The 12,362-nt window shown below is 72.5% G+C and carries 13 protein-coding genes; 9 read left to right on the top strand and 4 right to left on the bottom strand.

Translation table 11 applies throughout. The annotated features are described in order from the left end of the window. The first annotated feature begins 66 nt into the window (after positions 1-66). Positions 67-636 carry a TetR/AcrR family transcriptional regulator gene (locus tag OG897_RS23145; RefSeq protein WP_266659107.1) on the top strand — a complete coding sequence of 190 codons (570 nt, stop codon included), beginning with the start codon at positions 67-69 and terminating at the stop codon, positions 634-636. A 352-nt stretch (positions 637-988) separates the two neighbouring features. Here the strand turns inward: OG897_RS23145 and OG897_RS23140 are convergent, their stop codons facing one another. From OG897_RS23140 to OG897_RS23125, 4 genes are all read right to left on the bottom strand, one after another. After that, positions 989-1,312, bottom strand: coding sequence for a multidrug efflux SMR transporter (locus tag OG897_RS23140; RefSeq protein ID WP_266659106.1), 324 nt, complete (start codon positions 1,310-1,312; stop codon positions 989-991). Between the two features lie 112 nt (positions 1,313-1,424). Beyond that, positions 1,425-2,441: a ribosome small subunit-dependent GTPase A gene (rsgA, locus tag OG897_RS23135; RefSeq protein ID WP_266659105.1), complete on the bottom strand. Its 1,017-nt coding sequence runs from the start codon at positions 2,439-2,441 to the stop codon at positions 1,425-1,427. Positions 2,442-2,460: 19 nt separating this feature from the next. Further along, entirely contained in the window at positions 2,461-3,780 is a 1,320-nt protein-coding gene (aroA, locus tag OG897_RS23130) for a 3-phosphoshikimate 1-carboxyvinyltransferase (protein WP_266659104.1), read from the bottom strand. 53 nt (positions 3,781-3,833) lie between these two features. Further along, positions 3,834-4,577 carry a M50 family metallopeptidase gene (locus OG897_RS23125; RefSeq protein WP_266659103.1) on the bottom strand — a complete coding sequence of 248 codons (744 nt, stop codon included), beginning with the start codon at positions 4,575-4,577 and terminating at the stop codon, positions 3,834-3,836. 50 nt (positions 4,578-4,627) lie between these two features. Between OG897_RS23125 and OG897_RS23120 the strand changes: the two genes are divergently transcribed. The 8 genes from OG897_RS23120 (at position 4,628) to def (ending at position 12,352) form a co-directional block, all read left to right on the top strand. Further along, entirely contained in the window at positions 4,628-5,449 is an 822-nt protein-coding gene (locus tag OG897_RS23120; RefSeq protein WP_266659102.1) for an SOS response-associated peptidase, read from the top strand. A gap of 67 nt (positions 5,450-5,516) precedes the next feature. Beyond that, positions 5,517-6,149: an alpha/beta family hydrolase gene (locus tag OG897_RS23115; RefSeq protein WP_266659101.1), complete on the top strand. Its 633-nt coding sequence runs from the start codon at positions 5,517-5,519 to the stop codon at positions 6,147-6,149. Positions 6,150-6,412: 263 nt separating this feature from the next. Then, a complete protein-coding gene (locus OG897_RS23110) occupies positions 6,413-7,081 on the top strand; it encodes a sigma-70 family RNA polymerase sigma factor (protein ID WP_266660427.1) in 669 nt (222 codons plus the stop codon). Next, complete coding sequence (rsrA, locus tag OG897_RS23105) at positions 7,078-7,434, top strand: mycothiol system anti-sigma-R factor (protein ID WP_266659100.1); 357 nt, start codon at positions 7,078-7,080, stop codon at positions 7,432-7,434. The genes OG897_RS23110 and rsrA overlap by 4 nt, the downstream gene beginning before the upstream one ends. A 205-nt stretch (positions 7,435-7,639) precedes the next feature. Next, positions 7,640-9,169: an HD-GYP domain-containing protein gene (locus tag OG897_RS23100; RefSeq protein WP_266659099.1), complete on the top strand. Its 1,530-nt coding sequence runs from the start codon at positions 7,640-7,642 to the stop codon at positions 9,167-9,169. Continuing rightward, a complete protein-coding gene (locus tag OG897_RS23095) occupies positions 9,166-10,506 on the top strand; it encodes an HD-GYP domain-containing protein (RefSeq protein WP_266659098.1) in 1,341 nt (446 codons plus the stop codon). The genes OG897_RS23100 and OG897_RS23095 overlap by 4 nt, the downstream gene beginning before the upstream one ends. Before the next feature lie 116 nt (positions 10,507-10,622). Continuing rightward, positions 10,623-11,606 carry a hypothetical protein gene (locus tag OG897_RS23090; RefSeq protein WP_266659097.1) on the top strand — a complete coding sequence of 328 codons (984 nt, stop codon included), beginning with the start codon at positions 10,623-10,625 and terminating at the stop codon, positions 11,604-11,606. 95 nt (positions 11,607-11,701) lie between these two features. Then, the gene (def, locus tag OG897_RS23085; RefSeq protein ID WP_266659096.1) at positions 11,702-12,352 is read left to right on the top strand and encodes a peptide deformylase; all 651 of its coding nucleotides are present in this window, start codon (positions 11,702-11,704) and stop codon (positions 12,350-12,352) included. Positions 12,353-12,362 lie beyond the last annotated feature (10 nt).

Raw genomic sequence — 12,362 nt, 5'->3', positions numbered from 1 at the left:
GCGCGCGGCGGGCGCCCTTGACAGTGGGTGACGGGGCGTCAACGCTGGCAGGCGGGAGGCGACGCTATGCCCACTGCGCGAGAAGCCCTGTTGGACGCCGCCTACACGTCGCTCGCGACGCGGCCCTGGACGGCCGTGCGGATGGTCGACGTGGCGGCCTCGGCCGGGGTGTCCCGGCAGACCCTCTACAACGAGTTCGGCAGCAAGGACGGGCTGGCGCGGGCGCTGGTGCGGCGGGAGGCCGACGGGTTTCTGGCGGGCGTCGACCGGGTGCTGGCGGAGAAGACCGGGTCGGACGCGGACCGGCTGGTCGGGGTCGCGGAGTGGATCGTGCGGGCGGCCCGGGCGAACGTGCTGGTGCGGGCGCTGGTGACGGGGTGCTGGTCCGACCGGTTGCCCTCGGGGCGGGCGGCGCGGGGGGTCCCGGCGGGGGCCGCGGGGGTGGCGCAGAGGCGGGCGGACGGTGGAGCGCCGGGGGCGGGCGAGCTTTTGGGGGTCGTACGGGAGAGGGCCGAGGCGGCGGGGGTGGGCGGGGCGGTCTCGTGCGAGGCGGTGGTGAGGGTGGCGGTGTCGTGGGTGGTGGCTCCCGGGAGTGGCGGGGTGGGGGAGGTGGTGCGGGGCGTGCTGAGGGGGTGAGGGGTGGGGGTACGGGGGTGAGGCGGGGGCCTGTTGGAGGGTGCGGCGGCGCGGGGGCTGGGCGGGGCCCCTTCCAGGGTGTGGCCGGTGCCGGGGTGGGGCGGGGGCGCTCCGGGGTGGGCCCGGAGCGGAGGGGGCCGCCCCCTTGCCCGCCCGTGCCGCCCCCGGGGGGCGGCCCCGCCGCCCAAGGGGGCTGGGCGAAGGCTCCGCCGCCCAAGGGGGCTAGACGGAGGGGGGCGGCTCCGCCACCAGGGGGGGCTGCGGAGCTTTCCTCTAGGGGGGCGGGGAACTGCGCAGCCAGCCACGGCGTACCCGCGCGTACAAACCCCAAGCCCCCGAGCCCCGCGAGGGTCTAGTGGGAGGAGCCGGAGAGTTGGAGGCCGATGACGCCGATGATGACGAAGGAGATGGAGACCAGCTTCAGGGTCGAGACGACGTCGTCGAGGAAGATCATCCCGTAGATGGCCGTGCCCGCAGCGCCGATGCCCGTCCAGACGGCGTACGCCGGGCCGACGTCGAGACGCTTCAGGGCCAGGGTCAGCAACCCGAAGCTGCCGAGCGCGAACGCCGCGAACGCGATCGTCGGCCAGAGTCTCGTGAACCCGTGCGAAAGCTTCAGGCACACGGCGAAACCGGTTTCGAGGATGCCCGCCACCACCACTAGCAGCCACGCCATTGAGTGCCTCCCGCGTCAGCCAGGACCGCCTCGGTCCTGGTCGGTGACTGCTTGGTCTCGCTCGGTGTGATTATGCCTTTACCAGAGGGACGCCGGAGCAAACGCCTACGGTTCAGTCGCCGTCGCGGCGTTCCCGGGTGGCGAGCAGCCGACGCAGCGAATACAGCCGGGCCGGGTCCGCGTGTCCGTCCGACACCCACGCGGCGAGCGCGCACTCCGGCGCGTTCTCGTCGTGCGTACAGCCGCGCGGACATCCCTCCGTACCCGGCTCCAGGTCCGGGAAGGCGTGGATGACGCGCGAGGGGTCCACGTGGTGCAGCCCGAAGGACCGCACACCCGGAGTGTCGATCACCCACCCGGACTCACCCGCCAGAGGGAGCGCGAGCGCCGACGTGGTGGTGTGCCGACCGCGCCCGGTGACCGCGTTGACGTGCCCCGTCGTACGCCGCTGCTCCTTGGGCACGAGCGTGTTGACCAGGGTCGTCTTGCCGACGCCCGAGTGCCCGACGAAGGCGGTGATCTTGCCGTCGAGGTGCTCGCGGACCACGTCCGTCGCCGCCCCGTTCTCCAGCTCCTCACGGCTGGTGACGATGTACGGCACGCCCAGCGGCACGTACATCTCCAGGAGCGGGTCGGCGGAGGCCAGGTCCGACTTCGTCAGGACGAGCAGCGGTGTCAGACCCCCGTCGTACGCTGCCACCAGACAGCGGTCGATCATGCGCGGACGGGGCTCGGGGTCGGCGAGCGCGGTGACGATGGCGAGCTGGTCGGCGTTGGCGACGACGACCCGCTCGAAGGGGTCGTCGTCGTCGGCCGTGCGCCGCAGCACGGAGGCGCGCGGCTCGATGCGGACGATGCGGGCGAGGGTGTCCTTGTCGCCCGAGAGATCCCCGACGATCATGACCTTGTCGCCCACGACCGCCGCCTTGCGGCCCAGTTCGCGGGCCTTCATCGCGACGACGTGACGGTCCTCGACGAGGCAGGTCAGGCGCCCCCGGTCCACAGTGAGGACCATGCCCTCCTGGGCGTCCTCGTGCTTGGGGCGGATGTGGGTGCGGGGGCGGTTGCCCTTGCGGTTGGGCCGGACGCGGATGTCGTCCTCGTCGGGGTTCTTGCCGTAGCGGCGCATCGTCGGTTCGCCCGGCCCGTCAGTTGCCCGCGAGCATGTCGGACCACATGGCCGGGAAGTCGGGCAGGGTCTTCGCGGTCGTCCCCACGTTCTCGATCTGTACGTCCTTCACCGCCAGACCGATGATCGACCCTGCGGTGGCCATCCGGTGGTCGTCGTACGTGTGGAAGGTGCCGCCGTGCAGCGTGCGCGGCCGGATGTGCAGGCCGTCGGCGGTCTCGGTGACGTCGCCGCCGAGCTCGTTGATCTCCTTGGTGAGCGCGGCCAGCCGGTCCGTCTCGTGCAGCCGCAGGTGGGCGACGCCCCGGAGGGTGGAGGGGGAGTCGGCCAGGGCGGCGACGGCGGCGATGCCGGGGGTCAGCTCGCCGACCTCGCTCAGGTCCCAGTCGATGCCGTGGATCGTGCCCGTACCGGTGAAGGTCAGACCGCGCTCGGTCAGCTCGTACGAACCGCCCATCGCGGTGAAGATCTCCCGGAGCGCGTCGCCGGGCTGCGTGGTGCGCTCGGGCCAGTCCGGGACGGTGACCCGGCCGCCGGTGATGAGGGCGGCGGCGAGGAAGGGCTGCGCGTTGGACAGGTCGGGCTCGACGGTGAGGTCGCGGCCCAGGAGGGCGCCGGGGGCGACCCGCCAGACGTTCGCCTCGCCGCCGGACTCGGGGGTGTCCACCTGGGCGCCGATCGCACGCAGCATGTCGACGGTCATCCGGATGTGCGGCAGGGACGGCAGCGTGGATCCGACGTGCCGGACCTCCACTCCCTGGTTGAAGCGCGGCGCGGACAGCAGCAGCGCGCTCACGAACTGGGAGGACGAGGAGGCGTCGATCTCGACGAGCCCGCCGTCGAGCGCACCCCCGCCGAACACCGTCAGCGGCAGCGCGCCCCGGCCGTCGTCGTCGATCCTCGCCCCGAGCGTGCGCAGCGCCGTGATGACCGCCCCGAGCGGCCGCTCGTACGAACGGGGATCGCCGTCGAAACGGATCGGACCGTCCGCGAGGGCCGCCACCGGCGGCAGGAAGCGCATGACCGTACCGGCGTTGCCGACGTCGACGGTGGCCGGGCCGTGCAGCCCGTTGGGGATGATCCGCCATGCCTCGCCCGAGCCGTCGGGACCGACGCCTTCCTCGATGCCGACGCCCATCGAGCGCAGCGCCTCCGCCATCAGGAGGGAGTCCCGCGAACGCAGCGGGCGGCGCAGCCAGCCCGGCTCGGCGGCGAGGGCGGCGAGGACGAGCGCCCGGTTGGTGACCGACTTGGAGCCGGGCACGGTGACCGTCGCGTCGACGGCCCCGGTCGCGTAGGGGGCGGGCCAGAGGGCAGGATGCACGGCGCTTTCGGTCATGACCCTTACTTTAATGGCTCTTGGGGGAGCCAGTTCGTGATCGAAAATGCCGGTTACAGCCGCAGCAGCCAGCGTCCGCCGCCGAGCAGCGCGCACACCGAGACGACGTGGAACATCGCCAGCCACATCCACGGCGGAACGTGCGTGAGCCGCGCCAGCTGGTCGGCGTCGGAGTCGGGAGCCCCGCCGTGCCGCCGCTTCGACTGGAGCTCGAAGGCCGGCCGTACGCCTCCCAGCAGCAGGAACCACACGACGGCGTACGCGAAGGCCGCCTGCACGTCGGGACCGGTCAGCCAGGACACGAGGACGAAGGCGGCCCCGGTCAGGACGACGGTCAGCACCCCGTACGCGTTGCGGATCATCACCAGCATCGCGAGGAGCAGCGCCGTCGCCAGCCACAGGAACAGCGTGATGTGGTCGGCGGCCAGCAGCCACGCACCGCCGAGGCCGAGCAGGGGCGGCGCGGTGTAGCCCGCGGCGGCCGTGAGGATCATGCCGATTCCGGTCGGCCTGCCCCGGCTCACCGTCAGCCCGCTGGTGTCGGAGTGCAGCCGGATGCCGGTCAGGGTGCGGCCGGTGAGCAGGGCGATCAGCCCGTGCCCGCCCTCGTGGGCGATGGTGATCGCGTTGCGCGACAGCCGCCAGACGGGATGCGGCACGACGGCTGCGAGGGCCAGCACTGCCGTCGCGTACAGGATCCACTTCTCGGGGTCGGGCTGGGTGCCGGTGAGGCGGTCCCAGAGGGAGCCGAGGTCGGCGGCGGAGGCGAGCAGCAGGCCGGAGGGGAGGACGTTCATTTCGGCGGACGGCTCCTTGAAGGCTGTACGGGCGTGGCAGTGTGACAAGTATGTGTGGACGCTATGCGGTGAGCCGGGGGGCCGAAGACCTCGCCGGAATCTTCGACGTGGAGAAGTGGGACCCGGCCGAGAGCTTCGTGCCCGACTGGAACGTGGCACCCACGAAGACGGTGCCTGTGATCGTCGAACGTGCAGTGAAGGACGCAGAGGACCCGCGTCCGGTTCGGCAGCTGCGGATGCTGCGGTGGGGGCTGGTGCCGTCCTGGGCGAAATCGCCCGAGGGCGCGGCGCGGATGATCAACGCACGGGCCGAGACGATCCACGAGAAGCCGTCCTTCAAGCGGGCGTTCGCGACGCGGCGGTGCATCGTGCCGGCGGACGGCTATTACGAGTGGGTGACGGGGGCGGCGGAGCGGGGCCTGGAGGAGGAGGGCAAGAAGAAGCGCCCCCGGAAGCAGCCGTACTTCGTGACGCCGGCGGACGGGTCGGTCATGGCGATGGCCGGGATCTACGAGTTCTGGCGCGACCGCACCCTCCCCGACGACCACCCGATGGCCTGGTGGGCGACGTGCTCGGTGGTCACGACCGAGGCGGAGACGACGCCGCTGGCCGGAGGGCAGGCGGGGGAGGGCGGCCCGTCCTCGCTCGCCGAGATCCACCCCCGGATGCCGCTGATGCTGACGCCGGACAGGTGGGGGGCGTGGCTGGACCCCGCCCTGACGGAGGTCGAGGAGGCCAAGGGACTGCTGGTGCCGCCGGGGGCGGGTTCGGTGCGGGCGTATCCGGTGGGGACGGCGGTCAGCAACGTCCGCAACAACGGGCCGGAGCTGGTGGGGGAGCTGGACGGACCGGAGGTCGGCACGCTCTTCTGAGGCTTCTGAGGCTTCTGAGAGCGCGGCCCCGCTGCCCGAGGGGGCGCGCGACGGCAGGATGGGCCCCATGAACCGTGTGGTGGGTGTGGAGACCGGGCCCGGTGAAGCCAGGGTGCATTGGTACGAGGCGAAGAAGGCGTGGGCGGTCCTCGCGCTGGGCCATGGAGCCGGGGGCGGGGTCGAGGCCCGCGACCTTCAGGCCCTCGCTGCGGCCCTCACCGCCGACGGAGCCACGGTGGCCCTCGTCGAGCAGCCCTGGCGCGTCGCGGGAAAGAAGGTGGCCCCCGCCCCGAAGACCCTCGACGAGGGCTGGCGGGGCGTGTGGCCCGAGCTTCGCAGGCCCGGCCTCCCCGTGATCGCCGGAGGCCGCAGCGCCGGAGCCCGCGTCGCCTGCCGCACCGCAACCGAGCTGGGCGCCCGCGCCGTACTCGCCCTGAGCTTCCCCCTGCATCCCCCGGGCAGGCCCGAGAAGTCGCGGCAGGAGGAGCTCCTCGGCACCGGCGTCGACACCCTCGTCGTACAAGGAGGCAATGACCCGTTCGGAAAGCCCGAGGAGTTCCCGGACGGTGATGTGGGACTCGTGGAGGTGCCGTACGCCGACCACGGGTTCAAGGTCCCCAAGAAGGCCGGGCTCAGCGAGGAGCAGGTGCTCGCGGTGATCACGGGCGGCGTCCGGAAGTGGATGGGCGGACTCCGCTGAGCCGTCCTGGCCCCCCGCCCCGGTCCCTCCGGGAATGTCGAGCGCCCTGCCCCTGTTATGGGAGGCGTCCGACGTAGAAACGAGAGGGAGTTCGCCGCATGGGTTCCACCATCTGCCCGCGCCGCCCGCAAGCCTCTGACCTGGAGTGGACGGTGCTCTCCGCGGCGGCCACCACCTCCGCTCAGGCGGCGCGCAAGCAGGGTAGTCGTCTATCCTCCGAGTCGAGCGGGTCCGCATTCGGGCTCGCCACGGCGCTGAAGGAGGTGGGTCCGGTCACTGGGACCGACGCAGGGACCGATTCCGGCCACGCGGAGGAGACCACCGCCGAGCGCAACGCTCGTTTCGAGCGGGACGCGCTGGGCTTCCTCGACCAGATGTACTCGGCGGCGCTGCGCATGACGCGCAACCCCGCCGATGCCGAGGACCTGGTGCAGGAGACCTACGCGAAGGCGTACGGCTCCTTCCACCAGTTCCGTGAGGGCACGAACCTCAAAGCCTGGCTCTACCGGATCCTCACCAACACGTTCATCAACTCCTACCGGAAGAAGCAGCGCGAACCCCTGCGCAGCGCCTCCGAGGAGATCGAGGACTGGCAGCTGGCCCGCGCCGAGTCGCACATGTCGACCGGACTGCGCTCCGCCGAGTCGCAGGCGCTGGACCACCTGCCCGACTCGGACGTGAAGTCCGCCCTCCAGGCCATCCCGGAGGAGTTCCGCATCGCGGTGTATCTGGCCGATGTCGAGGGGTTTGCCTACAAGGAAATCGCGGACATCATGGGGACACCGATCGGTACGGTCATGTCCCGGCTGCACCGGGGACGCCGCCAGCTGCGGGGCATGCTGGAGGACTACGCACGCGAGCGCGGACTGGTGCCCGCGGGCGCTTCGTCCGCCTCCGGAGAGTCGAACGACGCGAAAGGCTCGGGCTCATGAGCTGCGGAGATCCGCACGAGACGGACTGCTCAGAGGTGCTCGACCATCTCTATGAGTTCCTCGACAAAGAGATGCCGGACGGCGAGTGCACCAAGTTCGAGGAGCACTTCGAGGAGTGCTCGCCGTGCCTGGAGAAGTACGGCCTCGAACAGGCCGTGAAGAAGCTCGTCAAGCGCTGCTGCGGCTCGGACGACGTGCCCGTCGACCTGCGCTCCAAGGTGCTCGGCCGGATCGACCTGATCCGCGCCGGCCAGGCCGTCCCCGACCAGGACGTGACCGCACCGGATCTGATGGCGCCCGAGGTGACCGTCGACCTGACGGCGGCGGACGTCACCTCCGACGTCAAGAAGTAGGCACAGTCAAGAAGTAGGCACGGTCAAGGAGTAGGCGCAACGCAGCCCGGGGCCCCGGCCCCCGGCCCGCCACGACCTGACGCAGGCCGTCGGTTCACCCTGTCACCCGATGGGGGGAACCGACGGCCTTCGCGCGTTTCCGGCCCGCCGGCTCGCTAGCGTGGCGACCGATTTGTCGGCGGAGCGAAGGGCTGCGGGGGAACGGGTGCGTGCCTTACCGGCGGGAGCGCGGGTCTACCTCTCCTGCGCCTTCCTCCTCGCGGGAGCCTGCGTCGTGTCCGGCACCACGGGCCTGTCCGGCGCGAGCGGCCTCGACGCCGTTCCCTGGCACGCCGTCGCCCTCCTCGCCGCCCTCTACACCGTCTGCGAACTGCTGCCCCGCTGCCCCTTCCTCGGGCACGCCGTCTCCGTCGACCCCGGCGCCTTCTTCCCCGTACCGCTCGCGGCCGTCTTCCTGCTGCCGCCGTCCGCCGCCGCCCTCGCCGTGCTGCCCGGGGGGCTGCTGGGGCGCGTGAAGCGCAAGCCGGGCGGGGTGCGGCGGGTGTGGCGGGCGGCGGAGCTGTCCATCGCCGTGTGGGTGGCTTCGTCCGTACGGACGGCGTGGGGCGAGGGAGCCGGGGACTTCCCCGGGGTGCTGGTGCCCGCCGGGGCCGCGATCCTCGCCTACTGCGTCGTCCTGACCGTGCTCGACGGCGGCATCCTCGTCACGGCGGAACGCATTCCGGTACGGACCGCCTGGCGCGGCCACTTCCTGCGCTCGCTGGCCCCGCACTGTGTGCACGGACTGGCCGGGCTGATGATGGCCGTCCTGTGGCGCAGCCCGTACGGGCCCCCCGCCGCCTTCTTCGTCCTGCTGCCGATGTACCTGTCCTGCTGGGTCTTCACGCAGTACGAGCGCGAGCGCGACGCCCACCGGTCCACCATCCGGGCACTCGCCCAAGCCGTGGACCTCAAGGACCGCTACACACGCGGGCACGGCGAACGGGTGGGGCGGGCCTCCGCCATGATGGCCGCCGAGCTGGGCATGGACGAGGAGCGGCGCGAGGTGCTCCGGTTCGCGGGCATCCTGCACGACATCGGGAAGCTCGGCGTACCGACGCGCATCCTGCGCAAGGACGGGCCGCTGACACCGGAGGAGCGGCGGGTCATCGAACTCCACCCGGAGTACGGGCACGAGATGGTGCGCGGCATCGGCTTCCTCGGGCAGGCGCGGGCGGCGATCCTGCACCACCACGAGCGGATGGACGGCAGCGGCTACCCGTACGGGCTGTCCGGCGAGCGCATCCCGGAGTTCGCCCGGGTGGTGGCGGTCGCGGACGCCTTCGACGCGATGACGTCGACCCGGTCCTACCGACGGGCGCGGCCGGTCGAGGAGGCGGTGGCGGAGCTGGAGAGGTGTGCGGGGACGCAGTTCGACGCGCGGATGGTGGGGGCGTTGGTCGCCGCGCTGGCGAGGGAGGGCTGGAATCCCGCCGTCACGGCGGACGAGGGGGAGTCCGCAGGGGCGGGGCTCGACTCTCAGGCAGGGCGGAGCCCCAGGGCGAGCGGGAGCGGGGGGCCGCTGCGCGGGGCCGTTCCCCTCCCCGCCCCTTCCCGGCCGGGACCTCATGCGGCTCCGCCGCGTGAGGGGCTCCGCCCCCGGACCCCCGCTCCTCACACTCCCCCAAGCTCTCCACTTCGTTCGAGCAGGGGGGACCCCCTTGAGGGGCTGGACATGCCCGGAGGGGCCGGATGAGCGGGGCGGGCGGTGAGGACCGGGCGGGCAAGGAGGTGCAGGCGTGGTGGCGGAGGCGGTGGGCCGTGGCGGCGCCGCCGTTCGTGGTCGTCGTCCGTGGCGCCGCGCTTCTCTGGCTGCTCGTCGCCCTCCTCTGCGTCGTGCGCGACGGCATCGCCCAGCCCGGCACCGCCCTCGCCTTCGGCCTGCTCATCTGCCTCGGCGAGCTCGCCCACCGGGGCGGTGAGGCCGCGCCGCTCGGGACCGCGGGGGCCCTCGCGTACGCCCTGCTCGGGCACAGCGGGGGCGCGCCCACCACGCACGGCGTCCTGCAAGTGGTGGTGGTGTGCGCGTCAGCGTCGGCACTCGGGACGGCGGGGGGAGGGGCCCGGCCCGGCCTCGACCGGATCGCCCGACGCGTACTCGTGGTCGGGTTCGCCGCCGTCTGCTTCCAGCCGGCCTACAACTCCGGCGTGGTCGACGGCTGGGTCGGCCACGGCACCCTCTACGCACTCTTCCTCGCCCTGCTGCTCGCCCTCACCGGGCTCAGCGAGGCCGTACTCGCCGCCGCACTCCTGCGGGCGCGCACCGGACATCCGTACGGGCCACTCCTGCGGGACGAGCTGCGGGGGCTGCGCGGCATCGGTTCGGCGGTGTGCGCGACAGGGGTGGTGATGGCGCTGGCGGTGGGGGTGGTGGGGCTGTGGGCGCTGCCCGTGTTCTGCGTGCCGCTGCTGCTGACGCAGCTGTCGCTGCGGAGGTACGCCGAGGTCAGGGACACCTACCGGCAGACCATCGCCTCCCTCGCCCGCGCCACCGAGATCGCCGGGTACACCAGGCCGGGGCACGCCCACCGGGTGGCCGCGCTGTCCGTCGCCGTGGGGCGGGAGATGGGGCTCTCGGGAGACGAGCTGACGCTCCTGGAGTACGCGGCACTCATGCACGACATCGGGCAGCTGTCGCTCGTCGACCCCGTACCGGCGGGGGCGACGGCCTCCCTCCCCGTCGCCGACCAGCGCCGCATCGCGCTCCTCGGCGGTGCGGTGGTCCGGCAGACCGGGGTTCCCGCCGACGTGGCCGTCGTCGTGGAGCGGCAGGCCGACCCGTACCGTGAACAGCCGCTCACCGCCCGTATCGTCCGTGCCGTCAACGCGTACGACGACCTCGCGGGGGAATGCGGAGGGGGGCTGGGCGGGCCCCTGAGCGCGCTGGAGCTTCTGCGGTCGGGCACCGGGCACGACTATCAGAGCGAGGTCGTGGAATCCCTGGCCCTCGTTCTGAGACGAGGGAGCCCCCGACGGGGCAGCCTTCGACGGGGGCGTCCCGCGCGCGGAGTCGGCCTGCCCCCACCTGGGTAACCAGTGGGTAATGAGCGGGCCTCCGACCGGGCATGGTTGGATGCGAAGAGAGCCCCTGGCAGTCGTCCGCACGGCGGATACGCGCAGGGGAGAGAGCCAACCGGCAGGCGGGAATCGTGAGGATCTTCGGGAAGGTACGGCATCGGCCCTCCGCCTCGTGGCGGCAGGCCACCGACCGCGCGTTCACGCTGATCGGCGACGGTCGGTACGAGGACGCGGGAGCGCTGCTGACGCGTGCGGCGGATCTCGAACCCTGGCTCTCGGAGTCCTGGTTCAATCTGGCGCTGCTGCACAAGTTCCGGCACGACTGGGACCAGGCGCGGGCCGCGGGCCTGCGCGCCGTGGCCCTGCTCGACCGGGAGACCGGCGCCCCCGACTGGTGGAACGTCGGCATCGCCGCGACCGCACTCCAGGACTGGCCGCTCGCGCGCCGGGCCTGGCAGGCGTACGGGCTGAAGGTGCCCGGCGCCCCGACGGAGAGCGGCGAACCGGTCGGCATGGAACTCGGCAGCGCCGCCGTACGGCTGTCGCCGGAGGGCGAGGCCGAAGTGGTGTGGGGACGCAGGCTGGACCCCGCCCGCATCGAGGTCCTCTCCATCCCGCTGCCGTCCTCCGGGCGGCGCTGGGGCGAGGTCGTCCTGCACGACGGCGTGCCGCACGGGGAGCGGGTGACGGCGGCGGGCCCCTCCTTCCCCGTCTTCGACGAGATCGAGCTGTGGGCGCCGTCCCCGGTGCCGACCTGGGTGGTGCTCCTGGAAGCCGCCACCGAGGCGGACCGGGACGCCCTGGAGCGGCTGGCGGCGGACGCCGGTTTCGCCGCCGAGGACTGGTCGTCGTCGGTACGTCTTCTCTGCCGCTCCTGCTCGGAGTCGCGGATGCCCTCCGACGAGGGCGACGGCGAGCAGCACCTCGACCCGCACGACCACAGCGAACCCGGACACCCGGGCCCGCTCGGGCACCGTACGAACGGCGACCTGTGGGTCCCCGAGCGCGAGTGCGGCCTGGCCGCGCCGCCGCAGCTGGTGCGCGGGCTGCTCGACGGGTGGGTCGCGGACAGCCCGGACAGCCGGGAGTGGCGGGACCTCGAAGAGGTCTGCTGAGGCGGGCCCCGGCCCGCCGAGCCGGGCACGTACGCTGTATGGGCACATCGCATTGGGCACATCGCATCGGGTTTTGAGGAAGGCGTACGGCGGACATGGCGCAACAGCAGCAGATCGACGAGCAGGCTGAGCAGGCCGAGCAGGTCAGCAGCGAATTCGTGGTGGACACGGAGGACTGCGAGGCGCGCGAGCTGGCATACCGCGAGCGCGGCACGGCCCGCCCGATCACGGTCGTCGGCAACCCGGTGCTGCACCGCGAGTGCAAGAACGTCACCGCGTTCGACGCGTCGCTCGCCTCGCTCATCGACGACATGTTCGCCAGCCAGAAGGCCGCCGAGGGCGTGGGCCTGGCCGCCAACCAGATCGGCGTCGACCTCAAGGTCTTCGTCTACGACTGCCCGGACGACGACGGCGTCCGCCACACCGGCGTCATCTGCAACCCGGTCATCGACGAACTGCCCGCAGACCGCCGGGTCCTGGACGACTCCAACGAGGGCTGCCTCTCCGTCCCCACCGCGTACGCCGAACTGGCCCGCCCCGACTACGCCGTCGTCCGGGGCCAGGACCCCGAGGGCAACCCGATCGCCATCGAGGGCACCGGCTACTTCGCCCGCTGCCTCCAGCACGAGACGGACCACCTCTACGGCCGCCTCTACATCGACCGCCTCTCCAAGCGCGACCGCAAGGACGCCCTGAAGCAGATGGCCGAGGGCACGGCCCGCTACGAGACCGTCCCCAACGACTAGGGCCTGTCCG

The sequence above is a fragment of the Streptomyces sp. NBC_00237 genome (assembly GCF_026342435.1).
Taxonomy (GTDB): Bacteria; Actinomycetota; Actinomycetes; order Streptomycetales; family Streptomycetaceae; genus Streptomyces.
The sequence above is the reverse complement of the archived record's forward strand: the minus strand, read 5'-3'. Positions and strand labels throughout refer to the sequence as shown.

Bases quoted from the DNA above. Each gene is read 5' to 3' on its own strand.
- rsrA (WP_266659100.1), top strand. From the start codon at position 7,078: ATGAGCTGCGGAGATCCGCACGAGACGGACTGCTCAGAGGTGCTCGAC.
- OG897_RS23115 (WP_266659101.1), top strand. From the start codon at position 5,517: ATGAACCGTGTGGTGGGTGTGGAGACCGGGCCCGGTGAAGCCAGGGTG.
- OG897_RS23140 (WP_266659106.1), bottom strand. From the start codon at position 1,312: ATGGCGTGGCTGCTAGTGGTGGTGGCGGGCATCCTCGAAACCGGTTTC.
- OG897_RS23095 (WP_266659098.1), top strand. From the start codon at position 9,166: ATGAGCGGGGCGGGCGGTGAGGACCGGGCGGGCAAGGAGGTGCAGGCG.
- def (WP_266659096.1), top strand. From the start codon at position 11,702: ATGGCGCAACAGCAGCAGATCGACGAGCAGGCTGAGCAGGCCGAGCAG.
- OG897_RS23120 (WP_266659102.1), top strand. From the start codon at position 4,628: ATGTGTGGACGCTATGCGGTGAGCCGGGGGGCCGAAGACCTCGCCGGA.
- rsgA (WP_266659105.1), bottom strand. From the start codon at position 2,441: ATGCGCCGCTACGGCAAGAACCCCGACGAGGACGACATCCGCGTCCGG.
- OG897_RS23145 (WP_266659107.1), top strand. From the start codon at position 67: ATGCCCACTGCGCGAGAAGCCCTGTTGGACGCCGCCTACACGTCGCTC.
- OG897_RS23125 (WP_266659103.1), bottom strand. From the start codon at position 4,577: ATGAACGTCCTCCCCTCCGGCCTGCTGCTCGCCTCCGCCGCCGACCTC.
- aroA (WP_266659104.1), bottom strand. From the start codon at position 3,780: ATGACCGAAAGCGCCGTGCATCCTGCCCTCTGGCCCGCCCCCTACGCG.